Genomic DNA, 14,799 nt, shown 5'->3' on the forward strand with positions numbered 1-14,799 from the left:
TGGGTTTTGAAAAATTTTCATTAGATGCTCTAGATAATAATCACATTTAAACTTTTTTCACGTCAATCAAAAAGTCAAATTAATCCAATATATATTAACAATAAATATAAGCTACACTTAAAATTGTCAAAAAGGTATTGAAATGGATTACAGAGCATTTATAAACATCAAAAAAACAATGAAAATAGTACTGGGATTGTTTATCTTATTTACTTTTTTGTCCTGCGAAATTCAATATGACGGAGGAACAAAATTAATAGTAAAAGGTAAGATTATTGACGAAAACAATCAACCAATTGCTAATAAGGATGTGAAATTAATTGTATCTATTTCAACACTAGAGCAACGTGTTTTTCCATTTGAGGAGAATTATATTGGAAGAGCAATTTCGAAAAAAGACGGCAGTTTTGTTATTGCGATTCCCAGACCAATTAATTTTGGGCAAATAATTGTTGAAACTAATTCTGATGACAATTTACTGAATCAAAAACAATTTGTAAATATTCAAATGGATAATTTTGAAAACTATGAATTGGTTTTACCAGAAACTAAGTTATTTAAAAAAACCGATTTATGTACTTTAAATGTTGAACTGAATCAAGTTGATTTTAACAACAGAATAATCAGTATAGATTATATTGGGGAAGTTTGTGTCGGCAATGTTATTTTTAACGTTATAGATGAAGAGTTTTGGAATTTTGATTCCGTTTTTGTTAAAAAAAATCAAACTATTATATTAAAGTATAGAATTGAAAATATAAGTACTGGGGCATTTTCAGACTTTGAAAAAAGTATACAGATTAATGATGTGTCTAGTTTTATATATATTTTAAATTACTAATTATGAAAAATCTAACGCTACTTTTTTTATTGATTAGTTCTTTGGAGTATTGTCAAGAAAAAAAGAAGGAAAAGTTAGATTTTCAATCAGATATTGTGCTAGCTATAATTACGAATCATTATTTTGGAAATAATTATCTAGCACAAGGACATCAAAACCCAAGTATTGGTTTCCAAATTAAGAGTGATTGGTTGCACTATAATAAGTATAGTTTGGGTTTCGGCATCGAAAAAAGCACGCAAAAAGTAACCGAATTTTCTATTGGAGGAAATATAGATAAAACTAATACTAATTCAATAAATCTTTTTTTGTCCTATCAGTTTAAAATGACTTCAAAATTTAGTATTAGACCTGAAGTTGCCTTCGGCAGTATTGAATTGAGACAAAAGTCAGGAGAAAAATTCTACGGCAGTCAATCAGGAGAGAGATATGGTTTAGGCGCTAATTTAAACTACTCATTAAACAAAGCAATTGCTCTTTATTTAAACATTAGCTATAATCGTTATGATTTGAATGTAAAAACATCTAAAGAGTTTATAAACTATTTTAACAATTCAAATGCAATTACGTTATCTTCTGGCATAAAATTTCAATAATCCAAAATAACAGGAATATCTATGTAGATATTTCTTAGTTTTTATTGTTTCTAATAGTAAATCTATGCGCTTTAAAAATATTCATAGAAAAATATTTTTGTAGCTTTGCAATCTCAATTTTTTGACAACGATTTCATTAATTGAGTTATTTTATGGAAAATAGAAAAAAAGTAGCATTCTACACTTTAGGATGTAAATTAAACTTCTCAGAAACATCTACTATTGCACGTAATTTTCAAGATGAGGGTTTTGACCGTGTCGATTTTGAAGAAGTGGCAGATATTTATGTAATCAACACCTGTTCGGTTACTGAAAATGCGGATAAACAGTTCAAACAAGTTGTAAAGAAAGCCATGAAACTCAACGAGAAGGCTTTTGTAGCTGCTGTAGGCTGTTATGCCCAATTAAAACCTGAAGAATTAGCCGCAGTTGATGGTGTAGATTTAGTTCTTGGCGCTACCGAAAAATTTAAAATAACCGATTATATTACTGATTTGTCCAAGAATGATTTTGGAGAAGTGCATTCTTGCGAAATTGCTGAAGCTGACTTTTATGTAGGAAGTTATTCCATTGGTGATAGAACTCGAGCTTTTTTGAAAGTGCAAGACGGTTGCGACTATAAATGTACGTATTGCACGATTCCTTTAGCAAGAGGAATTTCTAGAAGCGATGCGCTTGAAAATGTTTTGAAAAACGCTTACGAAATCTCCCAACAAGGCATTAAAGAAATTGTTTTAACAGGCGTGAATATTGGTGATTACGGAAAAGGAGAGTTTGGAAATAAAAAACACGAACACACTTTTCTTGATTTAGTAAAAGCATTAGACGAAGTTCAAGGAATTGAGCGTTTGCGAATATCGTCAATAGAACCCAATTTATTAAAGAATGAAACTATCGAATTTGTATCTAAAAGCAGAACGTTTGTACCGCATTTTCATATTCCATTGCAATCCGGAAGTAACGATATTTTAAAGTTAATGAAACGTAGGTATCAACGTGAAGTATATACAGAAAGAGTCCATAAAATTAGGGAAGTAATGCCACACGCATGTATAGGTGTTGATGTGATTGTTGGATTTCCTGGCGAAACCGACGAACATTTTTTAGAAACCTATCATTTTCTGAATGAATTGAATATTTCGTATTTGCACGTATTTACCTATTCAGAACGCGATAATACTGAAGCCGCAACAATGGAAGGAGTAGTTCCTGCTAATGTTCGAGCTAAAAGAAGTAAAATGTTACGAGGATTATCGATTAAAAAACGCAGAGCTTTTTATGAAAGTCAGATAGGAACAAATAGAACGGTGCTTTTTGAAAGTGAAAATAAAGAAGGCTATATTCACGGTTTTACCGAAAATTATGTAAAAGTAAAAACCCCTTGGAATCCAGAATTAGTAAATACGTTACAAGAAATAAATCTAACACGAATAGATGAAGATGGCAGTGTTCGTATGGAGTTTATGGAGGTAGAGGTATAAAAAATAAAATTTGATTTTTTATTAAAATGCTTCTAATTTCAATTGATGCATATATAATTAGGTAACTATGGATTGTTTTGTGAGTTCATCGGTTTTTTTTCTCTGTTAAACGAATATATAGTAAATAGTGTAAATATTATTCTACCTTTAATTTAGATAATTTTTTTATTTCTAATAAAATTCAAAAATAATCATGAAAAAATATTCTTTTTTATTTGTTTTTGCGGTGCTTGCAAGCGTAATGATTTCTTGTTCTAATGACGATACTGCTTCAAAAGATGATGTTTTAGTTGGGACATGGAAATTAACTTCATTAACTGTTGAAACTCCAGTTCTAGTAGAAGGAGTACCTACTAGCAATTTTACTCAAATTGCTTCCGATTCTCAAATAAAATTTAATGCTAATTCTCTTGGAACAATGCAATATTTAACTGGTTTGGGTTATGATTCTCAAACTGTAAATAATGATTTAGTTTTTATGCAAACTTCATCATTTGGATTATATGAGTTTAAATTTGTTTTAAATAACAATGTTGTTACAATATTTGACGATAATAATAAAACACTAAGTTTATTATTAGACGGAAATACATTAACTCTTTACAAAGAGGGAGGTATTGTTTTAGGTAATCTTGATAATGATACAGTTGAACAAGTTAAAACTAAATATGTATTTAAAAAGCAATAATCTATAAATTATAATTTTTGAAATAATTTCTTTTTTTCTTGTAAAATTTTTTATGCATTTTCAAAAAAAATCAATTATACTTTGTCGAAGCGTTTTACATTCTTGGTATAAATATAAATGATAAAAAAGATTCAAATGAAACTCCCTGAACTTTAAATGTGCAAAACTATATTTTAATTCCAGGAGGCAATAAATCTCTGTAAATAGTATTTTTTCTAAAGAATAAAGCAATTTTAGGAAGAATAGGGACTACTTTTAATTTGCGTTCATAAGCAATTACCATAATATTTTTTAACAATTCAGTGATAAAATCTTCATCAGTATAAGCGTCGGGAACATTAATTTTAGTCAAGAAGATTTTCTTCTCCTGAAAAGAATATTCAACAGAAATTAGCCCTTCTTCTACGGTAGTTTCAAATTGTCTTGCAAAAGTATTGTCTTTAATTTCCATTGTAATTGCAACTTCCATAATTAATTGTTTCTTTGATGATATAAAAAATATTTTAAATTTTATGAGTTTACCTATAGAAGTAAATTTCTAAAAAAAAGCCTTATAAATCGCCTACAAATTTAATCAATTATCAGTTACAATTCAATATTTAAGAGTCATATTTTTTGAACTCACAAAATGGTAATGATTTTGAATGTCTTTAAAACCGTTAATTAAATAAACACTTAATTTTATAGATTTTAAAAATTCATTTCTAATTATAAACGAAAAAAAAATATAGACTAATTAATAAATTTGGTTTTTTGCATTACATCTGTACTATATTATAGCCGTAAATATGTCAAATTTAAAACATTTGTAAATAAATAAACCGAAAGGCAATAAAAAATTTAATTAAACAATCTACCTCGTTTATCTGGTGACGTTTAATGGTTCTGCTGATTTTAAAATAAAAAAGAAAGTATATTTAAATGGAGAGGCTACTAAATTATCCGAGTGAGTTACAAATAGTGTTCAGAATTGACGACATTATTTCTCAATGCTAAAATTGATACTTCTATGATTTATCAAAAAAACAGGTTTTAAGCTTTCGTTTTCAAAGCAATTTACAAAAATATGTTGAAGTATATATATTATCCCTCAAAATGGGTTTCAAGGCTATGTTTAGTTTAAAAGTTTGGATTGAAAAAAATCAATAAATAATTTTAATTTATACACACTTTTTAATACACTTCCTACTTTTTATTTGAATGCCTAGATTTAATAAGTTTTGTAAATACCCGAAAATTTGCTCAAAATGTTTGCCTAAGTTATCCTGTAAAGTTGAATTAACTTCAAATGGAAGTTTCTATAAACTACTAAACATATATTGTTTGGAAATAAGCTCCAGAACTAAAAAATTAAATCTATAGAATTAAACTTTAGAACTGATGCTTTGGATAACATATTAGAAAATAGTATTGAAAAATACTTATACTGAAAACAGATTCAAGTAAGATTTTATCAAAAGTATCTTTGCCAATAATCCAAATTTTAAAACATATTTCTTCGTTAGAATCTTAAACGGTATATTAGTAAAGTTAAAAATTGTCTGCAATCTTTAACATTTAAATCGTTGCTTGATTTGTTGAATTCTACTTTTAATAGCTTGAAGACTTTATCCGTTGGATAGTGTTTTTATTTAGTTTTTCATAAGTTAAAAAAGTTTATTAAAACAAATTTCAATAAACTTTTCTTAACAACATATTATATAATACTTCACAGTAATTATAACCAACTATTTTGACTATTAAACCTGTTTACAATTGAAGTAGAATTAACTCAACTAAATAAGCCTGAAAATTTACTAGAAATTTTCAGGCTTTTTAGGTTTGTTAAAAATAAATTAGTCTACATTATCATGAAGAAACGAATTGTTAGATCGCAACTGTGGATCGTTGTTGCTATCAGTTCCTATAGAAGTACGAGATACATTATTGTTGAATCGCGCGCTAGAAAGGTCTACTCCTGAACGTTTGTAAGCTGGTTCTTTTTCTAATTCGTCCATACGAGATGGGTTGTTATGAAACTTATAATTGAAATCTTTTAACTTTCGTCTTCTTTCGTCAGCTCTTAATTTTAAAGTGTCCTCTATGGACATGTCTATTGGGGAAACCTCTTCGTAAGATGCTGAAAAGTTTGAAACTTCTTCTACTTTTTTGATTGTTAAATTTAATTCCTCAGCTATAGGCTCAGCTGCAATATTTGATACTGGTTTAGAAGTAAGTAAGTCATTTTCAACTTCCATATATTCTTCTAATGAATACTTGATGATTCCATTTTCGTTCAATTCGGTCATCGGAACCATTTCAACTGCTTGGTTTACTACTATATTTCTAGTTTCGTTAGTTAATTCGAATAGAATTTTATTTTCATCAACAGCTTCCGTTTCAATTGTTTTTGGTGTAAACAAAGGCAAATCAAAAGTTAGAGCCGCTTGTTCTTCTTTTACAACAATATGATCTACAACTTTAATTTCCTTTACATCAGCAATTACCGGAGCGGAAACCACAAAATCGATTGGTTTTTCAGGCGAAACGATTTCGAAAGTAACATCTAAATTTTTGATGAATTCAGATATAATAACCAATTCATTTTCGTTAATTAATGGTTCTTGAACGGTTTGAAAATCATCTTCAATCAATTCAAAAACAATTTTTTCTTCTGATTTAGTCTCAACAATTTCAGTGTTGAATTGAAAAGACTCAACTGTTTTATTGGTTAAATCCTGTTCTAATTTATGCTCACCATCTAAAGAGTGGATAATTTTTTTTGGCTCAGTATTTACAATATCATTTTGTTGTTCGATGTTGAAACCCGTTGCAATAATAGTAACTGCAATTGATTCTCCAAGAGTTTCGTCTTCACCAACTCCCATAATGATATTAGCATTATAACCTGCTTCAGCTTGAATATGGTCACTAATTTCTCCTATTTCGTCAATTGTAATTTCATTTGAACCAGAAACGATAAGCAACAATACGTTTTTAGCACCTGAAATTTTATTGTCATCTAATAGAGGAGAGTCTAATGCGGCAATTATGGCTTCTTTGGCACGATTGGCTCCAATTGCTGTTGCCGATCCCATAATGGCTGTGCCGCTATTTGACAACACTGTTTTAGCGTCTTTTAAGTCGATGTTTTGTGTGTAGTGGTGTGTAATTACCTCTGCAATACCTCGAGATGCTGTAGCTAAAACTTCGTCAGCTTTTGAAAATCCAGCTTTGAAACCTAGATTACCGTATACTTCTCTTAATTTATTATTATTAATAACAATTAGAGAGTCTACTTGTTTCCTTAATTTATCGACTCCTTGTAAGGCTTGCTCATAACGTACTTTTCCTTCAAATTGAAAAGGTTTTGTTACAATTCCAACAGTAAGGATTCCTCTTTCTTTAGCTAATTGAGCTATTACTGGTGCGGCTCCAGTACCAGTTCCGCCGCCCATTCCTGCTGTAATAAATACCATTTTGGTATTGCTATCGAGCATTTTTTCGATATCAGCAATGCTTTCAATAGCCGATTGTTGCCCAACTTCAGGATTAGCACCTGCTCCTAAGCCTTCAGTTAGGGTTACCCCTAATTGAATTTTGTTTGGAACAGCACTGTTTTGTAATGCTTGAGAATCGGTATTGCAAACAATAAAATCGACTCCTTTTATTCCTTGTTTGAACATATGATTAATGGCGTTGCTTCCGCCTCCGCCTACACCAATCACTTTAATTACGTTAGATTGGTTTTTTGGTAAATCAAATGAAATACTTCCAAAATCTGAGTTGCTCGTCATAATATTGGTTTTTTTATGCTTGTTATTTGTTTTGTTTGTGCTTTTTAATCCTTTATTTTAGTTACAGCTATTCAGCATTATCTAAAAACTCTTTTATTTTATCTACATATTTATCGAAAAACGATCGTCTAATTTTAGTTTCTGTAGATTCAGTATTTGAAGAAACGGTTTCTAACACGTTTTCTTCTTGTTGTACTTCCATTTCTTCTTTAAATTGTGGAACTACTGGTTCAAAATAACGTTCTCTTTGTGGAGACACTTTTTCAGGAACTACTGTTGTTTCAAATTTTACAGCACTTTGTGTTTTATTTTCAATACTGTTCATTACTAATCCAACTGCTGTAGCATATAACGGACTAGAAATTTCTTCGTCTGAATTTCCTGCTAAATGTTCGTTAGGATAACCAATTCTAGTATCCATTCCGGTTATATATTCAACCAATTGTTTGATGTGCTTTAAATTTGCACCTCCGCCGGTTAATACAATACCTGCTATTAATTTTCTACGAGGATCTTCATGACCATACGATTTTATTTCAGCAAATACTTGTTCAATAATTTCTACAACACGAGCGTGTATAATTTTAGAAAGGTTCTTTAAAGAAATTTCTTTAGGCTCTCTTCCTCTTAAACCTGGAATAGATACAATTTCGTTGTCTTTGTTTTCTCCTGGCCAAGCTGATCCAAATTTTACTTTCAATAATTCGGCTTGTTTTTCAATAATTGAACAGCCTTCTTTAATATCATCGGTAATTACATTTCCTCCAAAAGGAATTACAGCGGTATGGCGAATAATTCCATCTTTAAAAATGGCCAAATCAGTTGTTCCGCCACCGATATCTATTAATGCAACCCCTGCTTCTTTTTCTTCTTGACTTAAAACTGCATCAGCAGAAGCTAAAGGCTCTAAAGTTAATCCTGATAATTCAATACCAGAACTTTGAATGCATCTTCCTACGTTTCTAATAGAAGAAGCTTGTCCTACAACTACATGAAAACTACTTTCTAATCTTCCGCCATACATGCCAATTGGCTCTTTAATGTCAGATTGACCATCAATTTTGAATTCTTGAGGCAAAACGTGAATAATTTCTTCACCAGGTAGCATTGCCAATTTATGCACTTGGTTGATTAACATATCTATGTCTTTTCCTCCAATTACTTCTTCTGGATTATCTCTACTAATGTAATCGCTGTGCTGAATACTACGTATGTGTTGCCCTGCAATTCCTACAACTACATCTTTTATTTTATAACCAGAATTATTTTCGGCTTCTTCAATAGCTTGTTGAATGGATTGGATGGTTTGTGTAATATTATTTACAACACCACGAGCCACACCAAGACTTTTTGATTTTCCTACACCTAAAATCTCTAGTTTTCCGTACTCGTTTTTCTTGCCTATCATGGCAACAATTTTTGTTGTACCTATGTCTAAACCTACTGCGATGTTCTCTTTTTCCATACCCTAATTATTTAGTGCACACTACTTGTTGCGTAAACTTCAGATTTATTTTTTTGTATTTGTATAATGAACTGTCTAAAACAGCTTTTTGAAAAAACGCTTTATAATTATCAAATTTTCGTTCTACATGTATCGCTCTACCAAACTCAATCTCATAATTAAAAATTCTATTTCTCATTTTTATGTTTCCATTTGGAAAAATCTGCATCCCAATGATGTTTTTTTTCAAAAAATCATCCTTATAAATCAAGCGTAATAATTTGTTCAATTCGAAGCTGTTTTCCTTATTAATATCTCCCGAAATAATAGGAACTCTAGCCGTAAACTCATCTGACAATGGCATTCTATTTCCTTGATAGTCAATATAAAATGAACCACTATCGTTAAACACTCTTGCAATAGGAGTTTTTTGTTTTACAACTGCTTTAAGAACGCCATCGATACTCACAAAAACCTCTGATTTTTCAATCATTTTGTTTTTGTTGATGGATTTTTCCAACTTGTTCAAATCTAATTTATCTTTTTCAATGCTTGAGGCATCTTTTTTATTTTCTATTAACAATTTATTAACCGTTTCTTGTTTGATAAAAGGGTTAGAATCATCTAAGAAAATTACTACAGATTTAGACAGTTTTCGATGTTCATTTCGTTTAGAAGTGAATGAAAATAGAAAAATGACCAATGCAAACATCAGTATTAATCGAATAGTTGTCCAATTAAATAGTTTCATTTAAAGCGGTTTTAATAGGTTTTACTAATTCGCCAATATCTCCAGCTCCAATAGTTACAATAATTCGAGCTTCGCTTTTTAAAATAGTTGGTATTAAATCGGTTTTTGAGACTAATTTTTTGTTTGGATTTGAAATCTTATCCAACAACCATTTCGAATTTACGCCTTCCATTGGCAATTCTCTGGCGGGATAAATATCTAACAGTAATACTTCATCAAATGCCGATAAACTTTTGGCAAAATCATCAATAAAATCTCTTGTTCTGCTAAAAAGGTGCGGCTGAAAAATGGCTAATATCTTTTTATTTGGATATAATTCTCTTACTGCTTGATGAACTGCATTTATTTCAGTTGGATGATGTGCATAGTCATCAATATAAACTAAATCATCTGTTTTGATTTGATAGGAGAATCGTCTCCTAATTCCTTTAAAAGACATCAACGCCTTAGCAATGGCCTCGGTTGGGGAACCATACGTTTTTGCCATTGCTAAAGCCATTAATGCATTTGTCAAATTATGTTTTCCTGGCAATCCAAACTGTAAATCTTTGATGATTTCTGTAGGTGTTTGAATGTCAAAAACATATTGACTTTTTTCTATTCTAACGTTGAATGCTTTATAAACTGCTTCTTCGTTTACTGCCACTGTAATACCTTCTAAAAAGAGTCCTTTTGCAACAAATAATTTAGTTTTATCCTCTATTTTATCGGCAAACTCATGAAAAGAGGCTTCAATAGATGCTGCATCGCCATAAATATCTAGGTGATCGGCATCAGTAGACGTCACACAGGCAATATTAGGATGTAAATGCAAAAACGAACGGTCAAATTCATCCGCTTCGACAACTGTAACCGTTTTTCCGTTTCCGATTAAGTTTGAATTGTAATTTTCTACAATTCCGCCAATAAAAGCCGTTACATCGGCACCGCTTTCGTATAGAATATGTCCTAAAATACTTGATGTTGTTGTTTTTCCGTGAGTTCCTGCAACAGCAAAACAAAAAGTGTCTTTGGTTATAATTCCTAAAACTTCAGCTCTTTTTTTAATCTCGTACTCTCTTTCAATAAAATAATTCCACTCTGAATGGGAAGTTGGAACGGCTGGTGTAATAATAACCAATGTATTTTCCTGATAATATTCTTTTGGTATAGCACTGATACTGTCTTCGAAATGAATAGCGATACCAATACTTTCTAATTCTTTGGTTAATTCGGTTTCAGTTTTATCATAGCCTGAAACGTTTTTACCTAAAGATTTAAAATAACGTGCCAAAGCACTCATCCCGATGCCTCCGACACCTATAAAGTAAACGTTATGTATTTGGTTTAAATTCATTTTTAAATTTCAATTTCAAAACTCAATTTCAATTTCAAAACTCAAACTCACGATTGATTTTTAAAACTGCTATTGATATTGTTATTTTATTAATTTTATTATTTCGTCAACTATATCTTTTGTAGCATTTGGTTTGGCTATTTTTTTAATATTTTCTCCCAATTCCTTTTGCCAATTTTCATTGAAAATTAAACTTGCAAAAGTATTTTCAAACTTTTCATCCAATTCACTTTCTTTTATCAATAATGCTCCTTTTTGGTCTACAACCGATTTTGCATTTTTCGTTTGATGATCTTCGGCAACATTTGGTGATGGAATAAAAAGCACCGGCTTACCAACGATACACAATTCTGAAACTGATGATGCACCCGATCTAGAAATGATAATATCAGCCGCAGCATACACTAAATCCATTTTATCAATAAATGCTAGTACTTGTACCTCTTTATGGTCATTAAAATGTTTGTATTCTTCAAAATAAAACTTGCCACATTGCCAAATCACTTGACAGTTTTTAGAAGTAAAAAAATCCAATTCTTTTGCAATTAACTGATTGATTCTTCTAGCGCCAAGGCTACCGCCCAATATTAAAATTGTTTTTTTAGTACTGTCTAATTTGAAATGCTGAATTGCTTCGTTTTTTTTACTTTCGATATCTATTAAATCCTCACGAACAGGATTTCCTGTTAAAACTATTTTCTCTTTTGGAAAAAAACGTTCTAAATTTTCGTAAGCTACACAAATGGCGTTGGCTTTTTTGCTCAATAATTTATTTGTAATGCCTGGAAACGAATTTTGTTCTTGAATTACTGTTGGAATACCGAAGCTATTGGCAACTTGTAATAATGGTCCGCTAGCAAAACCTCCTGTTCCTATAACGACATCTGGCTTAAATTTTTTTATAATAGTTCTTGACTTTATAAGACTACTCACTAATTTAATTGGAAAAAAAGCGTTGTCTAAAGTCAGTCTTCGTTGTAAACCTGCAATCCAAAGTCCTTCTATTTTATAGCCCGCCTGTGGTACTTTTTGCATTTCCATTTTGTCTTTTGCGCCAACAAATAGAAATTCGGCATCAGGAAAACGTAATTTTAATTCATTAGCAATGGCAATTGCAGGATAAATATGCCCTCCTGTTCCACCACCACTTAATATAAATTTTAATTTCTTCATTCCTTTAGGCCTTTTGTTTTTTATTTAGAACGGCATTCATAGGGTTTTCAGATTCATCTTGAATAGAAAAGTTATCATCTTCCATTGCGTTTTCTTTAGCAATTTGCTCGTCAATCATTCGTTTCAAGATTTCTTCTCGCTTTTCTTTTTCAGCTTTTTCTTCCAAAATTTCTTCGTCTTTCTTGGTAACACTAATTATAATTCCCAATGCAATACAAGTCATCCAAATAGAACTTCCTCCGCTACTTATTAATGGCAGTGTTTGTCCCGTAACTGGTAATAATTCAACGGCAACAGCCATATTTACCATAGCCTGAAAAATCATTGGAAAACCGAGTCCGACCACTACTAATTTTCCGAAAATGGTATTGGCTTTGTGCGCTGCTACTATAAATCTAAAAAAAAGCAACAAATACATTCCTAATACTCCAATTCCACCAATTAATCCATATTCTTCAACAATTATGGCATAAATAAAATCGGATGAGGACTGCGGTAAAAAGTTTTTTTGAATGCTTTTCCCAGGGCCAAGTCCGTATGCTCCTCCAGAAGCTATGGCAATTTTTGCTTTTTCGATTTGATAATCGTCTTCGTCAGGTTTATCGCTTGTAAAGTTATCTATCCTCGAAATCCAAGTATCCACACGATTCGGAAAAGCATTTGGATAAGTTCTAGCTATTGCTCCAAAAAAAAGCAAACAAACTAATCCCACTCCAACAACAAATCCAATATATTTTAGCGGATATTTACCTACGAATGTTAGCATCAGCACCATGCTGAAAATTAACGCAGCAGTTGAAAAATTAGAGGGTAAAATAAAAAGGATTGTCAAAAATACGGGCAACCAAAGTTCCCACATGGAAGATTTGAAAGTAATGGCCGTTTCTCTTTTTTTAGATAAATATCTTGCAACAAAAATTAATAAAACTATTGCTGCTAAAGTTGATGTTTGAAATGTAATGCCTATAAATGGTACTTGAATCCATCGACTGGCATTGGCACCTGCTATAACAGTTCCTTTTACCATCGTATACCCTAATAAAACCCAAACTATTGGTAATCCTATTATTGAAATGGCTTTAAAATAATGATAAGGCACTTTATGCACCCAATATATAATTAAAAAACCAATACAAATATGTGCTAAATGTTTCAATAAATACCCTAACGTATTTCCTGTTCCATGACCAATGTAAGCCAAATTGCTACTTGCACTAAAAACGGGCATAAACGAAAACAAAGCCAATAAAGCCACGAATGACCATATTACTTTATCTCCTTTTAAACTGTTAATTAGTTCTTTCATCTTTGGGTTTTAGATTACTGTTTTCTGGTTTTGGTTCTATTACCAAATTCCTTTTATCTAGTGTCCTAATTTTACAAATTTCTTACCGCTTCTTTAAATTGTCTTCCTCTATCTTCGTAGTTTTCGAATAAATCGAAACTTGCACAAGCTGGCGAAAGTAATACGGCATCGCCTTTTTCAGCAATACGTTGCGCCATTTTAACAGCATCGTTCATCGAATCAACTTCAATCATTACATCAACTACATTTCCGAAAGCATCAATAATTTTTTTATTATCAACACCCAAACATATAATAGCTTTGACTTTCTCGTGAACTAAAGCCATCAATTCAGAGTAATCATTCCCTTTATCAACTCCACCAACAATCCAAACTGTTGGCACATTCATACTATCTAACGCAAAAAATGCAGCATTTACATTTGTGGCTTTAGAATCATTGATGTATTGCACATTCTGAATTTTTAGCACTTTTTCTAATCGATGCTCAACACCCTGAAAATTAGATAGGCTTTCTCGTATTGTTTCTTTTCGAATGTGCAACAATTTAGCTACTGATGTGGCTGCCATTGCATTTTTCATGTTGTGCTTTCCTTCAAGCGCAATGTATTCTGTCTCCATGATGAACTCTTCCTCGTTGATGTTTACTTCCATTTTGTTGTTGTTTAAATAGGCTCCTTTTTCTAATTTTCTATTAACAGAAAAAGGAATTAATTGGGCTTTAGTTGTATTTTTTTTTAACCATTCAGAAATTGCTTCGTCGTCAGCATCATAAATTAAATAATCATTTTCTGTTTGATTCATTGTGATTCTAAACTTAGAGGCAATGTAATTTTCATATTTATAATCGTATCGATCTAAATGATCCGGACTAATATTTGTTAAAATAGCGATGTCAGGCTTATACTTAAAAACCCCATCTAACTGAAAACTGCTCAATTCTAGGACATAGTAATCGAACTGTTCTTGTGCGACTTGCCAAGCAAAACTTTTACCAATATTTCCCGCCAAACCCACATTTAAACCTGCCGATTTTAAAATATGATACGTAAGCATTGTAGTCGTAGTTTTCCCATTACTACCTGTAATACCAATTGTTTTCGCCTTGGTAAAAGGAGCTACAAACTCAATCTCAGAAATTACTGGAATTTTCTTTTCCAATATTTTTTTTACAATTGGAGATTTGTCTGGAATTCCAGGACTTTTCATGACGACATCGGCATTTAAAATCTTGTTTTCAGAATGGGATTCTTCTTCCCAATCGATACCATTATTTGTAAGAACTTCTTTATAGTTGTCTTTTATTTTTCCGAAATCTGAAACAAAAACATCATAGCCTTTTTGTTGGCCTAGAATTGCTGTTCCAACACCACTTTCACCGCCGCCAAGAATAACCAATAGTTGCATT

General features: G+C 31.3%; 12 protein-coding genes. 4 read left to right on the top strand and 8 right to left on the bottom strand.

The annotated features are described in order from the left end of the window. Nucleotides 1–178: 178 nt before the first annotated feature. The 4 genes from ACFQ0S_RS06475 to ACFQ0S_RS06490 all read left to right on the top strand — a co-directional run bounded on the left by ACFQ0S_RS06475 (nucleotide 179) and on the right by ACFQ0S_RS06490 (nucleotide 3,606). Nucleotides 179–841 (top strand): hypothetical protein, encoded by a 663-nt coding sequence (locus ACFQ0S_RS06475; RefSeq protein WP_379759881.1) that lies wholly within the window; start codon nucleotides 179–181, stop codon nucleotides 839–841. A gap of 2 nt (nucleotides 842–843) precedes the next feature. Beyond that, a complete protein-coding gene (locus tag ACFQ0S_RS06480) occupies nucleotides 844–1,437 on the top strand; it encodes a hypothetical protein (protein ID WP_379759878.1) in 594 nt (197 codons plus the stop codon). Nucleotides 1,438–1,589: 152 nt separating this feature from the next. After that, nucleotides 1,590–2,918, top strand: a complete 1,329-nt coding sequence (mtaB, locus tag ACFQ0S_RS06485; RefSeq protein ID WP_379759875.1) for a tRNA (N(6)-L-threonylcarbamoyladenosine(37)-C(2))-methylthiotransferase MtaB — start codon at nucleotides 1,590–1,592, stop codon at nucleotides 2,916–2,918. Between the two features lie 193 nt (nucleotides 2,919–3,111). Further along, complete coding sequence (locus tag ACFQ0S_RS06490) at nucleotides 3,112–3,606, top strand: lipocalin family protein (protein ID WP_379759872.1); 495 nt, start codon at nucleotides 3,112–3,114, stop codon at nucleotides 3,604–3,606. Nucleotides 3,607–3,772: 166 nt separating this feature from the next. Here ACFQ0S_RS06490 and ACFQ0S_RS06495 read toward each other — a convergent pair whose 3' ends face one another. The 8 genes from ACFQ0S_RS06495 to murD form a co-directional block, all read right to left on the bottom strand. After that, entirely contained in the window at nucleotides 3,773–4,057 is a 285-nt protein-coding gene (locus ACFQ0S_RS06495; RefSeq protein ID WP_379759934.1) for a GNAT family N-acetyltransferase, read from the bottom strand. Between the two features lie 1,384 nt (nucleotides 4,058–5,441). Further along, nucleotides 5,442–7,382 carry a cell division protein FtsZ gene (gene ftsZ / locus ACFQ0S_RS06500; RefSeq protein WP_379759869.1) on the bottom strand — a complete coding sequence of 647 codons (1,941 nt, stop codon included), beginning with the start codon at nucleotides 7,380–7,382 and terminating at the stop codon, nucleotides 5,442–5,444. 67 nt (nucleotides 7,383–7,449) lie between these two features. Continuing rightward, nucleotides 7,450–8,847, bottom strand: a complete 1,398-nt coding sequence (ftsA, locus tag ACFQ0S_RS06505) for a cell division protein FtsA (protein ID WP_379759866.1) — start codon at nucleotides 8,845–8,847, stop codon at nucleotides 7,450–7,452. Nucleotides 8,848–8,854: 7 nt separating this feature from the next. Next, nucleotides 8,855–9,577, bottom strand: a complete 723-nt coding sequence (locus tag ACFQ0S_RS06510) for a cell division protein FtsQ/DivIB (protein ID WP_379759863.1) — start codon at nucleotides 9,575–9,577, stop codon at nucleotides 8,855–8,857. Continuing rightward, a complete protein-coding gene (gene murC / locus ACFQ0S_RS06515) occupies nucleotides 9,564–10,913 on the bottom strand; it encodes a UDP-N-acetylmuramate--L-alanine ligase (protein WP_379759861.1) in 1,350 nt (449 codons plus the stop codon). The genes ACFQ0S_RS06510 and murC overlap by 14 nt, the downstream gene beginning before the upstream one ends. A gap of 81 nt (nucleotides 10,914–10,994) precedes the next feature. Then, entirely contained in the window at nucleotides 10,995–12,086 is a 1,092-nt protein-coding gene (murG, locus tag ACFQ0S_RS06520; protein ID WP_379759858.1) for an undecaprenyldiphospho-muramoylpentapeptide beta-N-acetylglucosaminyltransferase, read from the bottom strand. A 4-nt stretch (nucleotides 12,087–12,090) separates the two neighbouring features. After that, complete coding sequence (locus ACFQ0S_RS06525) at nucleotides 12,091–13,392, bottom strand: FtsW/RodA/SpoVE family cell cycle protein (RefSeq protein WP_379759855.1); 1,302 nt, start codon at nucleotides 13,390–13,392, stop codon at nucleotides 12,091–12,093. A 71-nt stretch (nucleotides 13,393–13,463) separates the two neighbouring features. Continuing rightward, nucleotides 13,464–14,798, bottom strand: a complete 1,335-nt coding sequence (gene murD / locus ACFQ0S_RS06530) for a UDP-N-acetylmuramoyl-L-alanine--D-glutamate ligase (RefSeq protein WP_379759852.1) — start codon at nucleotides 14,796–14,798, stop codon at nucleotides 13,464–13,466. Between the last annotated feature and the right edge of the window lies 1 nt (nucleotide 14,799).

It is taken from the genome of Flavobacterium myungsuense (genome assembly GCF_042677265.1).
Classification (GTDB): domain Bacteria; phylum Bacteroidota; class Bacteroidia; order Flavobacteriales; family Flavobacteriaceae; genus Flavobacterium; species Flavobacterium myungsuense.